Origin of the sequence: Bradyrhizobium sp. CCBAU 21365 (assembly GCF_015291305.1) — a bacterium.
In the GTDB taxonomy this organism is placed as follows: domain Bacteria; phylum Pseudomonadota; class Alphaproteobacteria; order Rhizobiales; family Xanthobacteraceae; genus Bradyrhizobium; species Bradyrhizobium elkanii.
In genome coordinates this window covers 8,733,297-8,747,622 of the sequence record NZ_CP030036.1, presented here as the reverse complement: position 1 = coordinate 8,747,622, position 14,326 = coordinate 8,733,297, and the positions used below count along the sequence as shown (strand labels likewise).

At 60.6% G+C, this 14,326-nt stretch carries 15 protein-coding genes; 13 read left to right on the top strand and 2 right to left on the bottom strand.

What is annotated here, in order from left to right:
• Positions 1 to 214: 214 nt before the first annotated feature.
• A complete protein-coding gene (locus XI02_RS41340; protein ID WP_038378674.1) occupies positions 215 to 1,621 on the bottom strand; it encodes a short-chain fatty acyl-CoA regulator family protein in 1,407 nt (468 codons plus the stop codon).
• Positions 1,622 to 1,754: 133 nt separating this feature from the next.
• Between XI02_RS41340 and XI02_RS41335 the strand changes: the two genes are divergently transcribed.
• Together XI02_RS41335 and XI02_RS41330 are read left to right on the top strand one after the other, a co-directional pair.
• Complete coding sequence (locus XI02_RS41335) at positions 1,755 to 3,284, top strand: acyl-CoA carboxylase subunit beta (RefSeq protein WP_370143882.1); 1,530 nt, start codon at positions 1,755 to 1,757, stop codon at positions 3,282 to 3,284.
• A gap of 2 nt (positions 3,285 to 3,286) precedes the next feature.
• Positions 3,287 to 5,302 (top strand): acetyl/propionyl/methylcrotonyl-CoA carboxylase subunit alpha, encoded by a 2,016-nt coding sequence (locus XI02_RS41330; protein WP_194483300.1) that lies wholly within the window; start codon positions 3,287 to 3,289, stop codon positions 5,300 to 5,302.
• Positions 5,303 to 5,327: 25 nt separating this feature from the next.
• Here the strand turns inward: XI02_RS41330 and XI02_RS41325 are convergent, their stop codons facing one another.
• On the bottom strand, positions 5,328 to 5,834 hold the full coding sequence (locus XI02_RS41325) for a hypothetical protein (RefSeq protein WP_172646629.1): 507 nt from the start codon (positions 5,832 to 5,834) through the stop codon (positions 5,328 to 5,330).
• Between the two features lie 87 nt (positions 5,835 to 5,921).
• On the opposite strand from XI02_RS41325, the gene XI02_RS41320 reads away from it, so the two are divergent.
• The 11 genes from XI02_RS41320 (at position 5,922) to XI02_RS41275 (ending at position 14,326) form a co-directional block, all read left to right on the top strand.
• The gene (locus XI02_RS41320; RefSeq protein WP_137483561.1) at positions 5,922 to 6,281 is read left to right on the top strand and encodes a VOC family protein; all 360 of its coding nucleotides are present in this window, start codon (positions 5,922 to 5,924) and stop codon (positions 6,279 to 6,281) included.
• Between the two features lie 46 nt (positions 6,282 to 6,327).
• Positions 6,328 to 6,855, top strand: a complete 528-nt coding sequence (locus tag XI02_RS41315) for a flavin reductase family protein (protein ID WP_246783601.1) — start codon at positions 6,328 to 6,330, stop codon at positions 6,853 to 6,855.
• A gap of 144 nt (positions 6,856 to 6,999) precedes the next feature.
• Positions 7,000 to 7,155, top strand: coding sequence for a hypothetical protein (locus tag XI02_RS44945; RefSeq protein ID WP_209944060.1), 156 nt, complete (start codon positions 7,000 to 7,002; stop codon positions 7,153 to 7,155).
• Positions 7,155 to 8,024, top strand: a complete 870-nt coding sequence (locus tag XI02_RS41310; RefSeq protein ID WP_172649026.1) for a branched-chain amino acid ABC transporter permease — start codon at positions 7,155 to 7,157, stop codon at positions 8,022 to 8,024. The genes XI02_RS44945 and XI02_RS41310 overlap by 1 nt, the downstream gene beginning before the upstream one ends.
• 67 nt (positions 8,025 to 8,091) lie before the next feature.
• The gene (locus XI02_RS41305) at positions 8,092 to 9,039 is read left to right on the top strand and encodes a branched-chain amino acid ABC transporter permease (RefSeq protein WP_172646630.1); all 948 of its coding nucleotides are present in this window, start codon (positions 8,092 to 8,094) and stop codon (positions 9,037 to 9,039) included.
• Positions 9,036 to 9,761, top strand: coding sequence for an ABC transporter ATP-binding protein (locus tag XI02_RS41300; protein WP_018268995.1), 726 nt, complete (start codon positions 9,036 to 9,038; stop codon positions 9,759 to 9,761). The genes XI02_RS41305 and XI02_RS41300 overlap by 4 nt, the downstream gene beginning before the upstream one ends.
• Before the next feature lie 55 nt (positions 9,762 to 9,816).
• A complete protein-coding gene (locus XI02_RS41295) occupies positions 9,817 to 10,473 on the top strand; it encodes an ABC transporter ATP-binding protein (protein ID WP_240536804.1) in 657 nt (218 codons plus the stop codon).
• Positions 10,474 to 10,637: 164 nt separating this feature from the next.
• Entirely contained in the window at positions 10,638 to 11,405 is a 768-nt protein-coding gene (locus XI02_RS41290) for an enoyl-CoA hydratase/isomerase family protein (protein WP_172646631.1), read from the top strand.
• On the top strand, positions 11,406 to 12,188 hold the full coding sequence (locus XI02_RS41285) for a creatininase family protein (protein ID WP_026191901.1): 783 nt from the start codon (positions 11,406 to 11,408) through the stop codon (positions 12,186 to 12,188).
• 200 nt (positions 12,189 to 12,388) lie between these two features.
• Complete coding sequence (locus XI02_RS41280) at positions 12,389 to 13,519, top strand: LLM class flavin-dependent oxidoreductase (RefSeq protein ID WP_172646632.1); 1,131 nt, start codon at positions 12,389 to 12,391, stop codon at positions 13,517 to 13,519.
• Between the two features lie 93 nt (positions 13,520 to 13,612).
• On the top strand, positions 13,613 to 14,326 hold the full coding sequence (locus XI02_RS41275) for an enoyl-CoA hydratase/isomerase family protein (RefSeq protein ID WP_244620905.1): 714 nt from the start codon (positions 13,613 to 13,615) through the stop codon (positions 14,324 to 14,326).

Genomic DNA, 14,326 nt, shown 5'->3' with positions numbered 1-14,326 from the left:
CCGGGCATGTAGAATTTCGATAAAATGACGACTTGTATCGAAAAACGGTCAATCTGATCTTGCCGCCCGAACATGTGGCCTGCGCGCAGTTGACTGCTGCCGTCGTGATGAGCAACGCGATTGCAATCTGTGCGCTGATCTGGTCGCGGGAACTGAACCAGGTCCCAGCCCAAGCCCGCGATCGTTGCAGATCCCGGCTTTGTCGTCGACGAATCTAGCCGGGTAATTGGTAGGGCAGTATGTCCCTGCGATCGCGGTCTATTCTCAATCTGCTCTTGAGCGGCGGGATCGCGCGTTGAGGACAGTTGGTCCGCTCGCAGATTCGACAAGAAATTCCGATCGGATCGAAAGTGCCTTTGCTTGTGAGGTCGAGCCCGTCTGCATATACGAAATCTTTTGCATAGGAGACTTCGCATCCCAGCGCGATGGCATAGCGCGGACGAGGAGAGCCGAAGCCGCCCCGGCCTTTCGAAAGTTCGGTTGCGATGCAAAGAAATCGAATGCCGTCCGGTGTCTCGGCGAGTTGCCGAATGATTTGGCTTGGGGCCTCGAATGCCTGGTGTGCATTCCAGAGCGGGCAGGCGGCTCCGTAGCGTGCGAATTGCAGTTTTGCCGCGCTGTGGCGTTTGGTGATGTTCCCGGCGCGGTCCAGTCGGGCGAAGAAAACGGGAACGCCCTTCGAGCCTTGCCGTTGAAGCGTCGACAGGCGATGAGCAACCTGCTCCAGGCTTGCGCCGAACCTGGTGGCGAGCAATTCGAGATCGTGCCGCAGCTCTCGAGCGGATTGCAGGAATCGTTGGTACGGTAGAACGAGGGCGCCCGCAAAATAGTTTCGCAATCCGGCGGCGCACACGTTTCGGGCATCGACTGATCGAAATGTCGCTTTATCTGCAATCTGACCAATCCGTTCTTCTTGTTCAAGAGCCGCGATTTGCAGGGCAATCTGGAAGGTCCGGGTTGGTGTCGGCAGATATTGGCTCAGAAAAAGCGTGCGCGATGCGCGATCGAATTGCCGCAATGAAGTCTCGTTCGGACCGCTCTGGCGAATCCGTACGCCATGTTTCGCTTCCAGGTAGCTGATCAGCGCGGTCGTCGCGTTGCTGTCGGGAATATTCAGCCGGTCGGCAAGAGCCTCGGCCGCGGTATCCAACTCATCGACGTAATTGTCGACCAGGTGAAAGAAATCGCGAACTTCCTCATAAGCCGTCGGTTCTCCCGCCAGGTTGGCGATCTGGCCATCCAGACTGGCGAGCTGCTCGCTGTTGCGCCGATATGCCTGATGCGCGTTCAGGAGCGCTTGAGCAAAACCGGGAGCGTTCTGAACCACCAGCTTCAACTCTTGTGTGCTGGGCGTGTAGGAAGCGAAGATCGGATCAGCCAACGACTCGGCCAGCATCGAAATGACTTTGTCGTTGTCGTTGAGCGACAAAGAGCTCAGGTCGACCTGAAATTTTTCGGCGAGCAGCACCAGTACGGAGGCCGAGACCGGCCGCTGATTGTTCTCGATCTGGTTCAGGTAACTGAGCGAGATTCCCAGCCGCTCCGCGAATGCCGCCTGGGTGAGCCTTGTGCTCTCCCTCACCTCGCGGAACCTGCGACCGATATAAAGCTTTCCTGCCATTTGCAACTTCGCAATTTACTGTTTGCAGATTTGTAACATGTGCAAATGTGCGTCTTCAAGCCTTCTCAGGCCTCGGATCGCTTGTGTATGGCGGGGTAAGACCTGCTCGCGGACCCACCGGGGGTGTTGTGTGATTTCCACAATTGAAGCTCTTGAAGAACGTCGCGTCGGTGCAAGGCTTGGCGGCGGCGAAAAGCGCATCGAGGCGCAGCACGCGCGCGGCAAGCTGACCGCCCGCGAGCGGATCGAACTGTTGCTGGACAAGGGCTCGTTCGAGGAATTCGACATGTTCGTCGAGCACCGCTCGACCGAGTTCGGCATGGAGAAGAGCAAGATCCCGGGCGACGGCGTCGTCACCGGCTGGGGCACCGTCAACGGCCGCAAGACCTTCGTGTTCGCCAAGGACTTCACCGTGTTCGGCGGCTCGCTCTCCGAAACCCACGCGCTGAAGATCACAAAACTTCAGGACATGGCGATGAAGGCGCGGGCGCCGATCATCGGCCTCTATGATGCCGGCGGCGCGCGCATCCAGGAGGGCGTCGCCGCCCTCGCGGGCTATTCCTATGTGTTCCGCCGCAACGTGCAGGCTTCGGGCGTAATCCCGCAGATCTCCGTCATCATGGGCCCCTGCGCCGGCGGCGACGTCTATTCGCCCGCGATGACCGATTTCATCTTCATGGTGAAGAACACCAGCTACATGTTCGTCACCGGCCCCGACGTGGTGAAGACCGTCACCAATGAGGTGGTGACCGCCGAGGAGCTCGGCGGCGCTTCGGTGCACGCCACGCGCTCCTCGATCGCCGACGGCGCGTTCGAGAACGACGTCGACGCGCTGCTGCAGATGCGCCGTCTGATCGACTTCCTGCCCTCGAACAATTCGGATGGCGTGCCGGAATGGCCGAGCTTCGACGATGTCCGCCGCCTCGACATGTCCCTCGACACGCTGATCCCCGACAATCCGAACAAGCCCTACGACATGAAGGAGCTGATCCTGAAGGTCGTCGACGAGGGCGACTTCTTCGAGATCTCGGAGACTTTCGCCGGGAACATCGTCACCGGCTTCGGCCGCATCGCCGGCCGCACCGCGGGCTTCGTCGCCAACCAGCCGATGGTGCTGGCGGGCGTGCTCGACTCCGACGCCTCACGCAAGGCCGCGCGCTTTGTCCGCTTCTGCGATGCCTTCAACATCCCGATCGTCACCTTCGTCGACGTGCCGGGCTTCCTGCCGGGCAGGAGCCAAGAATATGGCGGCCTGATCAAGCATGGCGCCAAGCTCTTGTTCGCCTATTCGCAATGCACGGTGCCGCTCGTCACCATCATCACCCGCAAGGCCTATGGCGGCGCCTTCGACGTCATGGCGTCGAAAGAGATCGGCGCCGACATGAACTACGCCTGGCCAACCGCGCAGATCGCCGTGATGGGTGCCAAGGGCGCGGTGGAGATCATCTTCCGCTCCGACATTGGCGACCCCGACAAGATCGCGGCGCGAACCAGGGAATACGAAGACCGCTTTCTGTCGCCCTTCATCGCCGCCGAGCGCGGCTATATCGACGATGTCATCATGCCACATTCGACGAGGCGCCGGATCGCGCGGGCGCTGGCGATGCTCAGGGACAAGAAGGTCGAGATCCCCGTGAAGAAACACGACAATCTGCCTCTGTGACCATGTTCAAGAAAATCCTGATCGCCAACCGCGGCGAGATCGCCTGCCGGGTCATCAAGACTGCGCGCCGTATGGGGATTGAGACGGTCGCCGTCTACTCCGAGGCCGACCGCGACGCGCTGCATGTCGAGATGGCCGACGAAGCCGTGCTGATCGGACCGCCCGCTGCGGCCGAGAGCTATCTTCTGATCGACAAGATCGTCGAGGCCTGCCGCAAGACAGGCGCGCGGGCGGTGCATCCCGGCTACGGCTTCCTGTCCGAGCGCGAGGCGTTTCCGCGTGCGCTGGAAGCCGCCGGCATTGTCTTCATCGGCCCGAACCCCGGCGCCATCGCCGCGATGGGCGACAAGATCGAATCCAAGAAGGCGGCTGCGAAGGCCAAGGTCTCGACCGTGCCCGGCCATCTCGGCGTCATCGAGGACGACAAGCACGCGGTCCAGATCGCGGAAGAAATCGGTTATCCCGTGATGATCAAGGCCTCCGCCGGCGGCGGCGGCAAGGGCATGCGCATCGCGCATTCGAAGGCCGAGGTCGCCGAAGGCTTCAACCTCGCCAAGGCCGAGGCGAAGTCGTCGTTCGGCGACGACCGCGTCTTCATCGAAAAATTCATCGTCGACCCGCGCCATATCGAGATCCAGGTGCTCGGCGACAAGCACGACAACGTGATCTATCTCGGCGAGCGCGAATGCTCGATCCAGCGGCGCAACCAGAAGGTCATCGAGGAGGCGCCGTCGCCGCTGCTCGACGAGACCACCCGCCGCAAGATGGGCGAGCAGGCGGTCGCGCTGGCCAAGGCGGTGAATTACGATTCGGCGGGCACCGTGGAATTCGTCGCCGGCCAGGACAAGAGCTTCTACTTCCTGGAGATGAACACCCGCCTGCAGGTCGAGCATCCCGTCACCGAGCTGATCACCGGTATAGATCTCGTCGAGCAGATGATCCGCGTCGCGGCGGGCGAGAAGCTCGCGATCGCGCAGAAGGACGTGACGCTGACCGGCTGGGCGGTGGAATCCCGCGTCTATGCCGAGGATCCGTTCCGCAACTTCCTGCCCTCGATCGGACGGCTGGTGAAATACCGTCCGCCGGCGGAAGCCAGCCGTGACGGCATCACGATCCGCAACGACACCGGCGTGCAGGAGGGCGGCGAGATCTCGATCCATTACGATCCGATGATCGCCAAGCTCGTCACCCACGCCCCGTCGCGGGCCGCCGCGATCGAGGCGCAGGCGACCGCGCTCGACGGCTTCTATGTCGACGGCATCAGGCACAACATTCCGTTCCTGTCGGCGTTGATGAACCATCCGCGCTGGCGCGAAGGGCGGCTCTCGACCGGCTTCATCGCGGAGGAATTTCCCAAGGGATTTTCGGCGCGCGCGGCCGAGGGCGAGATCGCGCGGCGGCTCGCGGCAGTGGGCGCCGCCATCGATCACGTGCTCGGCGAGCGCAAGCGGCAGATTTCCGGCCAGATGGGCGGCCGCGTGGTGCTGCGCGAGCGCCGCCGCGCAGTGTGGCTCGATCGCGCCGAGATCGCGCTCGACGTCGCGCGTGAGGATGACGCCATCGCGGTGCGATTCATCGGCGCTGACGGGCTGCCCGGCAATCCGCACAATCTGGTGTCGAGCTGGGTGCCGGGCGAGCCGGTCTGGCAGGGCACGATCGACGGCAACTTCGTCGCCGTGCAGGTGCGGGCGATCAACAACGGCTTCCGCCTCGCGCATCAGGGCTTTGAGGTCCCGGCCTACGTCTTCACCGAGACCGAGGCGACCTCGGCGCAGCTGATGCCGGTGGTCTCGGCGGCCGACACCGGCAAGAAGTTGCTGTGTCCGATGCCTGGGCTCGTGGTGTCGATCGCGGTGACCGAGGGGCAGGAGATCAAGGCCGGCGAGACCCTGGCGGTGGTCGAAGCCATGAAGATGCAGAACGTGCTGCGCGCGGAGCGTGACGGCACGGTCAAGAAGATCCACGCCGCCGCCGGCGCCACGCTCGCGGTCGACGCGCTGATCCTGGAGTTCGCCTGACAATAGGGATCGCGATCTTCGCATTCTACCGTAAGGATATGTCGGCTAACCCAAGGCGGGAAAAGGGCGATCGCCCCATATGCAACGGGCTGCGGGCGATCAAGGTTGACCGATTTTGCGCCCGCATCTGGCTTTCAGTTCCCACCACATCAAGGCGTGCGTAGTTCCACGGCACGATGAAGTGAGCATTCTGAAAGCCTTGTTCATGCGACATGCGACGGCTCAAGAATCGAGCTTGTTCGCAGATGCGCGAATGCGCCGGCAGGGTCCAATAAAGGAAAATTCGGTCATCGGATAACTCGCGAGCTGCGCAAGCGCTCACCAGCGGCGGGTTGACATGGATGATCAAAGGAGAGCGCCAGGAAAATCGCAGCCGGCGCAAGCGATGATACGCGCCCGAAGGCTCTGTCGGGAAGATGACGCAATGAATCGTCTCTCGTCGTCGCATGCGCTGAAAATTTAACAAGCCGGCCCCGATAGCCTGCAGCATAATATGCTGATGGGCGATGCGCGCGGTGAAAACTTCGAACATTAATGCCGACCGCGCGGCGCAAAGATCATCGGACAAGCGTGGCCGGAGGTCACGGATTGATGGTGCGCTCGGAATCGAAAGCAAGAGATGAAGCTCAAGCACATCTATCTTACCGCCCAGGAACCTGAAGCGTTAGCCGGCTTCTATGAAGCGCTTGGACTGACGATCCGCTTCGCCGACGGCGCCAAATGGATTCAATTCGCCGGAGAGAAGGCCGCCTTCTGCATCGCAGGCCCCGGAGAGTCGGCCTCCGAAGGGGCTCGGAACGCGGTCGTCGTATTTGAAGTGGATGATCTGGAGCTGACGCTCGATCGGGCCCGCGCCCTGGGAGCCGAGATTTTCGGCGAAATGCGGGACATGGGGGCGCATGGCCGTGTGGCTTGCTTGAAGGATCCGCAAAACAACACGATCCAGCTCTTTCAAGCGTCGAACAAGCAGGGCGGCTAGCCGACTCCGGACAACTCGGTTCGAGTATTTGCGGGAACCCATCACCATGAACTTCCGAGTGTCACCGATGCCAAACCAACCATCCCCGGTGTTCAGCAGCGCGGAATTCCGGAGCGCAATGCGCAACGTGCCCGGCGCGGTGTCTATCGTGACGACGGGCGTGCGACCGGGCAGGCACGGTTTGACGTTGACGGCCGGGTGCTCATTGTCAACCGAACCATCGAGCGTGCTCGTTTGCGTCAACAAGTCCGCCGGTGGCCACGACACAATAAAGCAGAGCGGATCATTCTGCTGGAACATTCTCACGGCGGATCACGCCGAGCTGGCAAAGAAGTTTGCCGGGCAGGACGGAAGCAAGGGCGACATACGCTTTGCTGACGGTTTGTGGCGTCAACTCACGACAGGTGCGCCGAGTCTCATCGAGGCAATTTGCAGCTTCGACTGTCGCGTGTCCGGTTCGTACGATGCCGGCAGCCATACGATCTTCGTCGGCGAAGTTGTTGCCCAAACAACCAACCTCGATCGCGAGCCGCTTGTCTACGTAAACGGCGAATTCACCGTACCGAAGCGTTAGAAGGTCCCGCGCATGGGCTGCCGAATGAGTGTCGCACTCAGTGAGAATAGCGCCCGGACGCCGACCGAGAATGCGAAGCAAAGGCTCAGGTCATAGCGTCCGGCGGCCAAGAGGATATCTGTCACAAACGCAGGAGAAATGCCAATGCGGGGGATCATGTTCGCTGACCAGATCAGGTGGGAATTCAACGCTGGGGTGGTCTCGATCCTATCCGAGCGCGGCCAGCTGCGGGTGGCAGCCTTACTGAGTGTTGCGGTGTCCAATACCCGGCATTCGCTCGCGCTGGCCAGTGCTTGCTGATGCTCTCGCTCTGGCTAAATGTTCTTGCGAGCGGCATTCTGCTCGGTCTCGTTTACGGCCTCGTTGCATTAGGCCTGACCATCATATTCGGCGTCATGCGCGTCGTAAATTTTGCGCACGGCGAGATGGTCGTGTTCGGTGTCTACATCGGCTATTGGACGGTTCGGCTGTGGAACGTCCCAATCATCGTGGCGGCAGCAATCGCCGCGGTCGTGATGTTCGTCTTCGGATATCTGTTAGAAGCGCTGATCGTGAAGCGGTTCGTGAACCGGCCGCATCACTATCAGTTCATTGTTTTCATCGGCCTGTCGTTGCTCTTTAGCGGAGCCCTGTTGGTCGTGTTCGGGCCGGATCCGCGTCCCACTGCTTCGCAGCTGTCGTTTCAGACCGTATCTCTCGGCCTTGTGACGCTCGACTTGGCGAGATTGCAGGCGGCAGCGACCGCCGGGCTGCTTATAGCTCTGCTTGGAGCGTATCTGAAGTTCTCCTCGTTCGGCCGCTCGCTGCGGGCGGCGGCGGACAATCGTTTGGGCGGCCTCATCGTTGGACTGAACATTCCACGAGTCTATGCCGTTACCTTTGGCATCGGGGCAGCTTGCGCAGGGGTCGCCGGCGCCCTGATATCTCCCCTGTTCGACGCTCAACCATATCTCGCCGTCGATTTCACTCTCCTTGCTTTCGTGACGGTCATCGTGGGCGGGCTCGGCAGCTTTGGCGGAGCACTCCTCGGAGGTCTGGTGATCGGCGTCGCCGAGGCAATCGCGGCGTTGATGTTCACGCCTTCGATGAAGACGGCGCTTCCTTACGCGCTCCTGATCATCATCCTGGTTTTCCGTCCGAGGGGGTTTTTTGGTGCAAAAGAAATTTGACCGTGGGCTGGAAAGGACACGGTGGCTTGCCGGAATAACGGTCTTCGCTGTCCTGGGATTGGTCGGGATGCTGGCAAACCCGTACGTCATCTCGCTGATGACGATCGTATTGTTGTTCACCTTCCTCGGACAGTCCTGGAACCTGATGCTTGGGATCGGCGGGCAGCTATCGATCGGTCACGCCCTCTTTGTCGGGCTGGGAGCCTATTCCGTCGGTGTCCTCTACGTAAAGTACGGCATTTCGCCTTGGGTCGGGCTCTTGACCGGAATGATCCTCGCCGGATCCGTTGGCGCGTCGATCGCCTGGTTGAGCTTTCGGTTCGAGGTTCGCGGTATCTATTTCGCGCTGCTCACGATTGCCGCCGCCGAGTTCGCCAGGATCATGTTCAGTGGCTGGGAGTTCGTGGGCGCAATGCAGGGATTGTTCTTTCCTGCGCCAACAGGCGGGATTGAGATCTCCATGCTTCGCGGCGATGCCCGCTTCTACTACTTCGTCGCGCTTGCACTGGCGGCGTTGGGAATAATCGGAACCGAATTTATTTCACGATCCTACCTCGGATACGTATGGCGGGCGATGCGCGACGACGAATCGGCCGCACGCGCACTCGGCGTCCGGACCTTCCAGCACAAGATTCTCGTGATCTCGATATCGGCCGCAACGGCTGCCGCGGGCGGTGGAGTTCTGGCGCTCGTTCAAGGGTCGATATTCCCGGACTCGATCATGGGGATGGGGCTATCGGTAGACGTCCTGATAGGGCCCGTGGTCGGGGGGCTGGGGACCACGTTCGGTCCGCTGGTCGGGTCGCTCGCCGCGATTCCGCTCAATCACTTGATGAGCGCGCTCGGCGACAGTCTTCGGATCCCGGGACTGAACAATATTACCTACGGTGTTGTCCTGATCTCGGTCGTCTGGTTCCTGCCAGACGGCATCTGGCCGGCGATTGTGCGCCTTTGCAAAGCTATCCAGGCGCCACCCACGGCATGGCTGTGGCAGTCCCGAAAGGTCGAAGAATGACAACTCTGCTCGAGGTCGAGAACCTGTCCCGATCGTTCGGAGGCTTGGTCGCGGTGAAGGATGTAAGCTTCTCACTTCGAGCCGGGCGGATCACAGCGCTGATTGGACCGAATGGAGCGGGAAAGACGACATGCTTCAACCTGGTCGCTGGTGCCCTGAAGCCGACCAGCGGCCGGGTGCTGTTCGAAGGCCGCCAAATCGACAATTCGCCACCCGAGACTGTTTGCAGGATGGGCATCGCGCGAACATTTCAGATCGTGCGGCCGATGCGTGAGATGTCGGTGCTTGAGAATGCCATGATCGGAGCCTTCAGCTGGACCAGAAACGTAAGCGAGGCCAGATCGAAGGCGTACGAGTCTCTTGAAAGCGTTGGTCTGGCCGCCAAGGCCCACGCGAGGACGGATCAATTAACGCTACCGGACCGGAAAATGCTGGAAACGGCCAAGGCGCTGTCGACCCGGCCCAAATTGCTGTTGCTGGACGAGGTTATGGCGGGTCTGAGACCGACTGAAGCTGCGGGTATTGTAGGCGTACTGCAGAAGCTTGCCGAAGGTGGATTGACGATCCTCCTTGTCGAGCACGTGATGCGCATCGTGATGGAAGTGGCCTCGCGTGTGGTGGTGCTGCATCACGGCGCCAAGATCGCAGAGGGACCTCCCGGAGAGGTGGTTGCAGATCCGAAAGTCCTCGAGAGCTACCTGGGGGCAGGCTTCCATGCTTAGTGGTGCGCTTCTGACGATCGATGGACTTTGTGTCGCGTACGATGGATCCTGCGCATTGAACGGCGTCTCCCTGCAGATTCATAAAGGCGAATTGATCTGCGTCGTTGGCGCGAACGGCGCAGGGAAGACCTCACTCATCAGATCTATCTCGGGCATCGTTCGGTCGTCGAGCGGTGTCATCAAGATGAACGGTGTTGATATCACCGGGATGCCGCCGTGGGAGATCTGCGAGCGCGGCATTGCCCAGGTCGCGGAAGGTCGACAGATCTTCGGAAGTCTTTCTGTGGAAGAAAACCTGTTGCTCGGAGGGGCGCTGAAGCGCGCGAAGGCCGGGCAGTCCGAAACGCTCGATTTCGTTTATCAATTGTTTGAGAAGCTTCGTGAGCGCCGGGGGCAATTGGCCGGCACGCTATCGGGCGGCGAGCAGCAGATGCTGGCTATCGGCCGTGCAATCATGTCGAAGCCCGAGGTCGTCATGTTTGACGAGCCTTCCATCGGGTTGTCGCCCGCGCTGACGGACGTCATGTTTCGTGTGGTGAAGTCCCTGCACGAGCAGGGAGCCACGGTCTTGCTGGTAGAGCAGAATGTGGCGAAATCGCTTGCGTTGGCCAATCGCGGCTACGTTCTGGAGAACGGCTCAATCGTGCTCCACGGATCCAGCGACGAGTTGCTGGACAATCCCGAGATTCAGCGCGCTTATCTTGGATTGTAACGGTCCTCAATGGCGGGACTAGCCCGTCATCCGAAAAGGCGGCCGAGCGATCGCGGCAGAAGATGCCGCGAAATAGCCCGGGCACGACCATTTGTGTCGAGCAGCGGCGTCGGGGAAAGGGTGTACCGCAATCAATTCCATAAGGCCTCGCTTAGGCTGTTTTTATGGAAGCCGATGACGCCCTTCTGATCGAACGCGACTGCGATGTGGTCACCATGACCCTGAACAGGCCGCCGGCAAACGCATTGAATAACGCCCTTGTTGGCCAGCTGCTGGACACGTTTCGCGCATTGTCTCGCGAGGCGTCGCCGCCGGGCATTGTCCTGACCGGCCAGGGCGAGCGCTTCTTCAGCGCGGGCGGAGACATAAAGGAGGTCGGCGGCATTGAAATATCACGGCCTCGGATGAGGAGCTTCCATGCGCTTCTTTGCGAGATGGAGAGATACCCCGGGCCCTTCGTGTGTGCCGTGCGTGGATACGCCGTCGGCGGGGCCTTGGAGTTTCTTCTTCACGCCGACTACGTCGTAGCGAACCATGAATGCAAGGTCGGGTTCCCGGAAATCAACCACGGCCTGTTGCCTGCAGCCAAGGGAATCCGGAAGGCAGTTCAGAAGCTTGGGCTTCGTGAGGCGCAGGCATTGCTCTACTGGGGCGACTTGACCGACGCCCAAAGGGCACGCCAAATTGGGGCGATCAACGAGATCGCAAGCACCGCGGAAGTGATGGTGAGGGCCGGGGAGGTATGCAGGTATCTTCGTGGAAAGGAGCGCAAGCTGTTTGCGGCGATCAAGCGTTCGCTGAACCTGACGGGCCAAATGGACGATGCTGCGCTCGAGGCGGTGACGATCGAGGATCTTGCGGCCTATCTGGTAGACGATAGTTCGGCACAGGCGCGTTCGCGCTTCCTGTCGAAACAGCCAAGGAAAGCGTGAATGACCGCACCGGCATTGCCTGACGAGCTCCGTCTTGAACTGATGAGCTTCGAACAGGTATCGGTCGCCCTTGCTGCGGGGGTATCGACCGTCCTGATACCGTGCGGAGCTGTGGAGCAACATGGACCGCACCTTCCGCTCTGCATGGATGCGGATCATGCAGACGCCATCGCGGCGAGGCTGGCGCGGCATCTGGGACGCACCCTGATCGCGCCCACCATCAAGGTCGGCTGTTCAGCCCACCATCTGGTCTTCCCGGGGACGATCTCCATCCGCCCGGAGACGTTCGAATCGATCTGCCTGGATTATTGCACAAGCCTTGCGAGGCACGGCTTCAGGCGCATTCTGCTGTTCTCAGGCCACATCGGGAATTTTCCCGCGCTCCAGGACATGCTTCCCCGGCTGAGGAGCGCCGTTCCGGCAGACGTCGAGATCGACGCGTACTGCGATGCAGTCGCCTGGATCGAGGCATGGCGAAGCGCCGTCGAGCAAGCGGGTGGTGACCCGAATGCGGTTGGAGGACATGCCGATATCGCGGAGACCTCGCTCATGATGTTGCTCCGCCCCGACAACGTTCGGCTCGATCGGTTCGAGGTCGGGCATCTCGGCGCGCTATCCGAGGAGCAGCTTCAGGCAATGTGGAGAAACGGCATCAAGTCCGTCACCGCCAACGGCATCATCGGCAACCCGTTCGGCTCGACAGCCCGGATCGGCGAGCGATGTCTCGCGGCGATAGCAGATCTTCTGGCTGTCTCGTTTGGAAGCCAAAGCAACGTTGTCTGAATCTCTCGTGCTCCTCCGCAGATGAACGCCGAGAATGGTTGTCGAGCCACGCTCAGCGGCGTTGGCTGCGAAAGGGACAAGCATCGACTGCTCACAGCACAAAATTTGGAAAGTCATGTAACTGCGGGGCGCATTCGAACAAAAATGTTGCCGCGCCCATGAAATGCTTCGCCATCTGACACTCCATGAGGATCCAGAAGATGGCACTTACGTTCGGGTTTTGGTCGGAGCAAGAAACCCAGGTCGGGCAGAGCTATGCCCGCCGACTCCATGAACTCGTGGACGAGGTGCGTCTGGCGGAAAAGGTCGGATTCGACTGCGTCGCGCTTTCCGAGCAACACGTTGCACTCGGCGGTATCTCGAGCTCCGCGCCGGAGGTCGTCTACGGGTACCTTGCAGCCGTTACGTCGCGCGTGAAGCTGAGGTCAGCGGTGACGCTGATGCCCCAGAAGATCAATCATGCCTTGCGATCGGCGGAGCGATTGGCAGTCACCGACATCCTGTCGCATGGCCGCATGGAATTCTACGCCGGCCGGGCCAACACGACCATCGCCATGCGCGCCTTCAACGTTGATCCGGGCGAAACGCTCGCTCAGATGGAGGAAGGTATCGCGCTCCTGAAGAAATCGATGCGCGAAGATATCTTCACCTTCGAGGGCAAGTACTATCAGATCCCGCCGCGGATGCTGGTGCCGAAGCCGATACAGAAGCCGCATCCGGTGATCGGCATCGCTGCGACCAGCGAGCGGAGCCACAGCTGGGCCGGATCCGAAGGCCTCGCCGTCATGAGCAACTGCATCTACCAGGGATGGGAGGTCCAGGAAAAACTTCTAAACACTTACCGTCGCGGCTGGAAGCGTGACGAACAAGGTCCGCTCGATCGGCCGCGCATCGGCATTCCACTTTTCTTCGGCATCGGGTCAACCGATCAGAAAGCGAAGGACGATTACGCCGAGCCCCTCATGCACTATGCGAGGATTTCAACGGACGCCTATCCCCGTCTCGCGAAGCTTGCCGACGACTATGCGTATATGAGCGAGAGCGTGCCAGCCATGGAGCGAGCGGGAAAGGATTGGGACTACTTGCTCAACCACTCCGCGACAACGGTCTGCGGAAGCCCGGACACTGTCATTCGTCAGATCGAGAAGTTCCAGGCGATGGGCGTAGACGAGGTGCTTCTCCATCTCGACTCCGTCAATCACGAGAAAATCATGGAAGCGATCGACATGTGTGGCCGGTATGTGATCCCCCACTTCAACGACAGAAAAAATGTCGTCCGGCCTACGGAAGATATTCTCGGACAGATCCGCGCCATGCGACCGCAAAAGTAAGCCAACCGGAACAAACGGAAGATAGCCATGTCGAAGCAGAACTATAAATATCTGATCGTCGAGAAGCGGCCGAGCGGTGTCGCCATTGTCACGATGAACCGGCCGGAGATCCTCAATGCGATCAATTGGGATATGCACAGCGAGCTCGAGCGCGTCTTCGTCGAGCTGGACGAGGACAAGGCGGTCCGCGCGATCGTTCTGACGGGGGCGGGACGGGGGTTCTGTTCGGGCGGCGATCAGAAAACGCTCGACAAGAGTCCAATCCCGTCGCCGACCCGGGGCGGACGCCATCTGATCCGGAACATGCTGGAAGTCGAGGCGCCCATCATCGCCGCGGTCAACGGCGTCGCGGTCGGTCTCGGGGCAACTCTCGCCTTGTTCTGCGATGTCATATTCGCGAGCCCGGCCGCGAGATTTGCCGACACGCATGTTACCGCAGGTGTGGTCGCGGGCGATGGCGGCGCGGTGATGTGGCCCCTGTTGATGGGACCCGTCCGTGCGAAGCACTACCTGATGACCGGTGACTTCATCTCCGCAGAAAAGGCCGCGTCCATCGGCATGATCAACGAGGTGATTTCGAACAGGGACGTCAAGGATGCTGCAATCGAGTACGCGGAGATGCTCGCGAGCGGCCCAAGAGAATCAATCATCTGGACCAAGTATTGCGTGAACAAGATTATCAAGCAGTACGCGCATCTGCTCCTTGACACCTCGACCGCCCTCGAGACGATCACCTTTGCCGCGCCCGAACGGCGCGATGCCGTTGCCGCCTTCGCTGAAAAGCGCAAGCGCTTCGCGGAGCGTTGA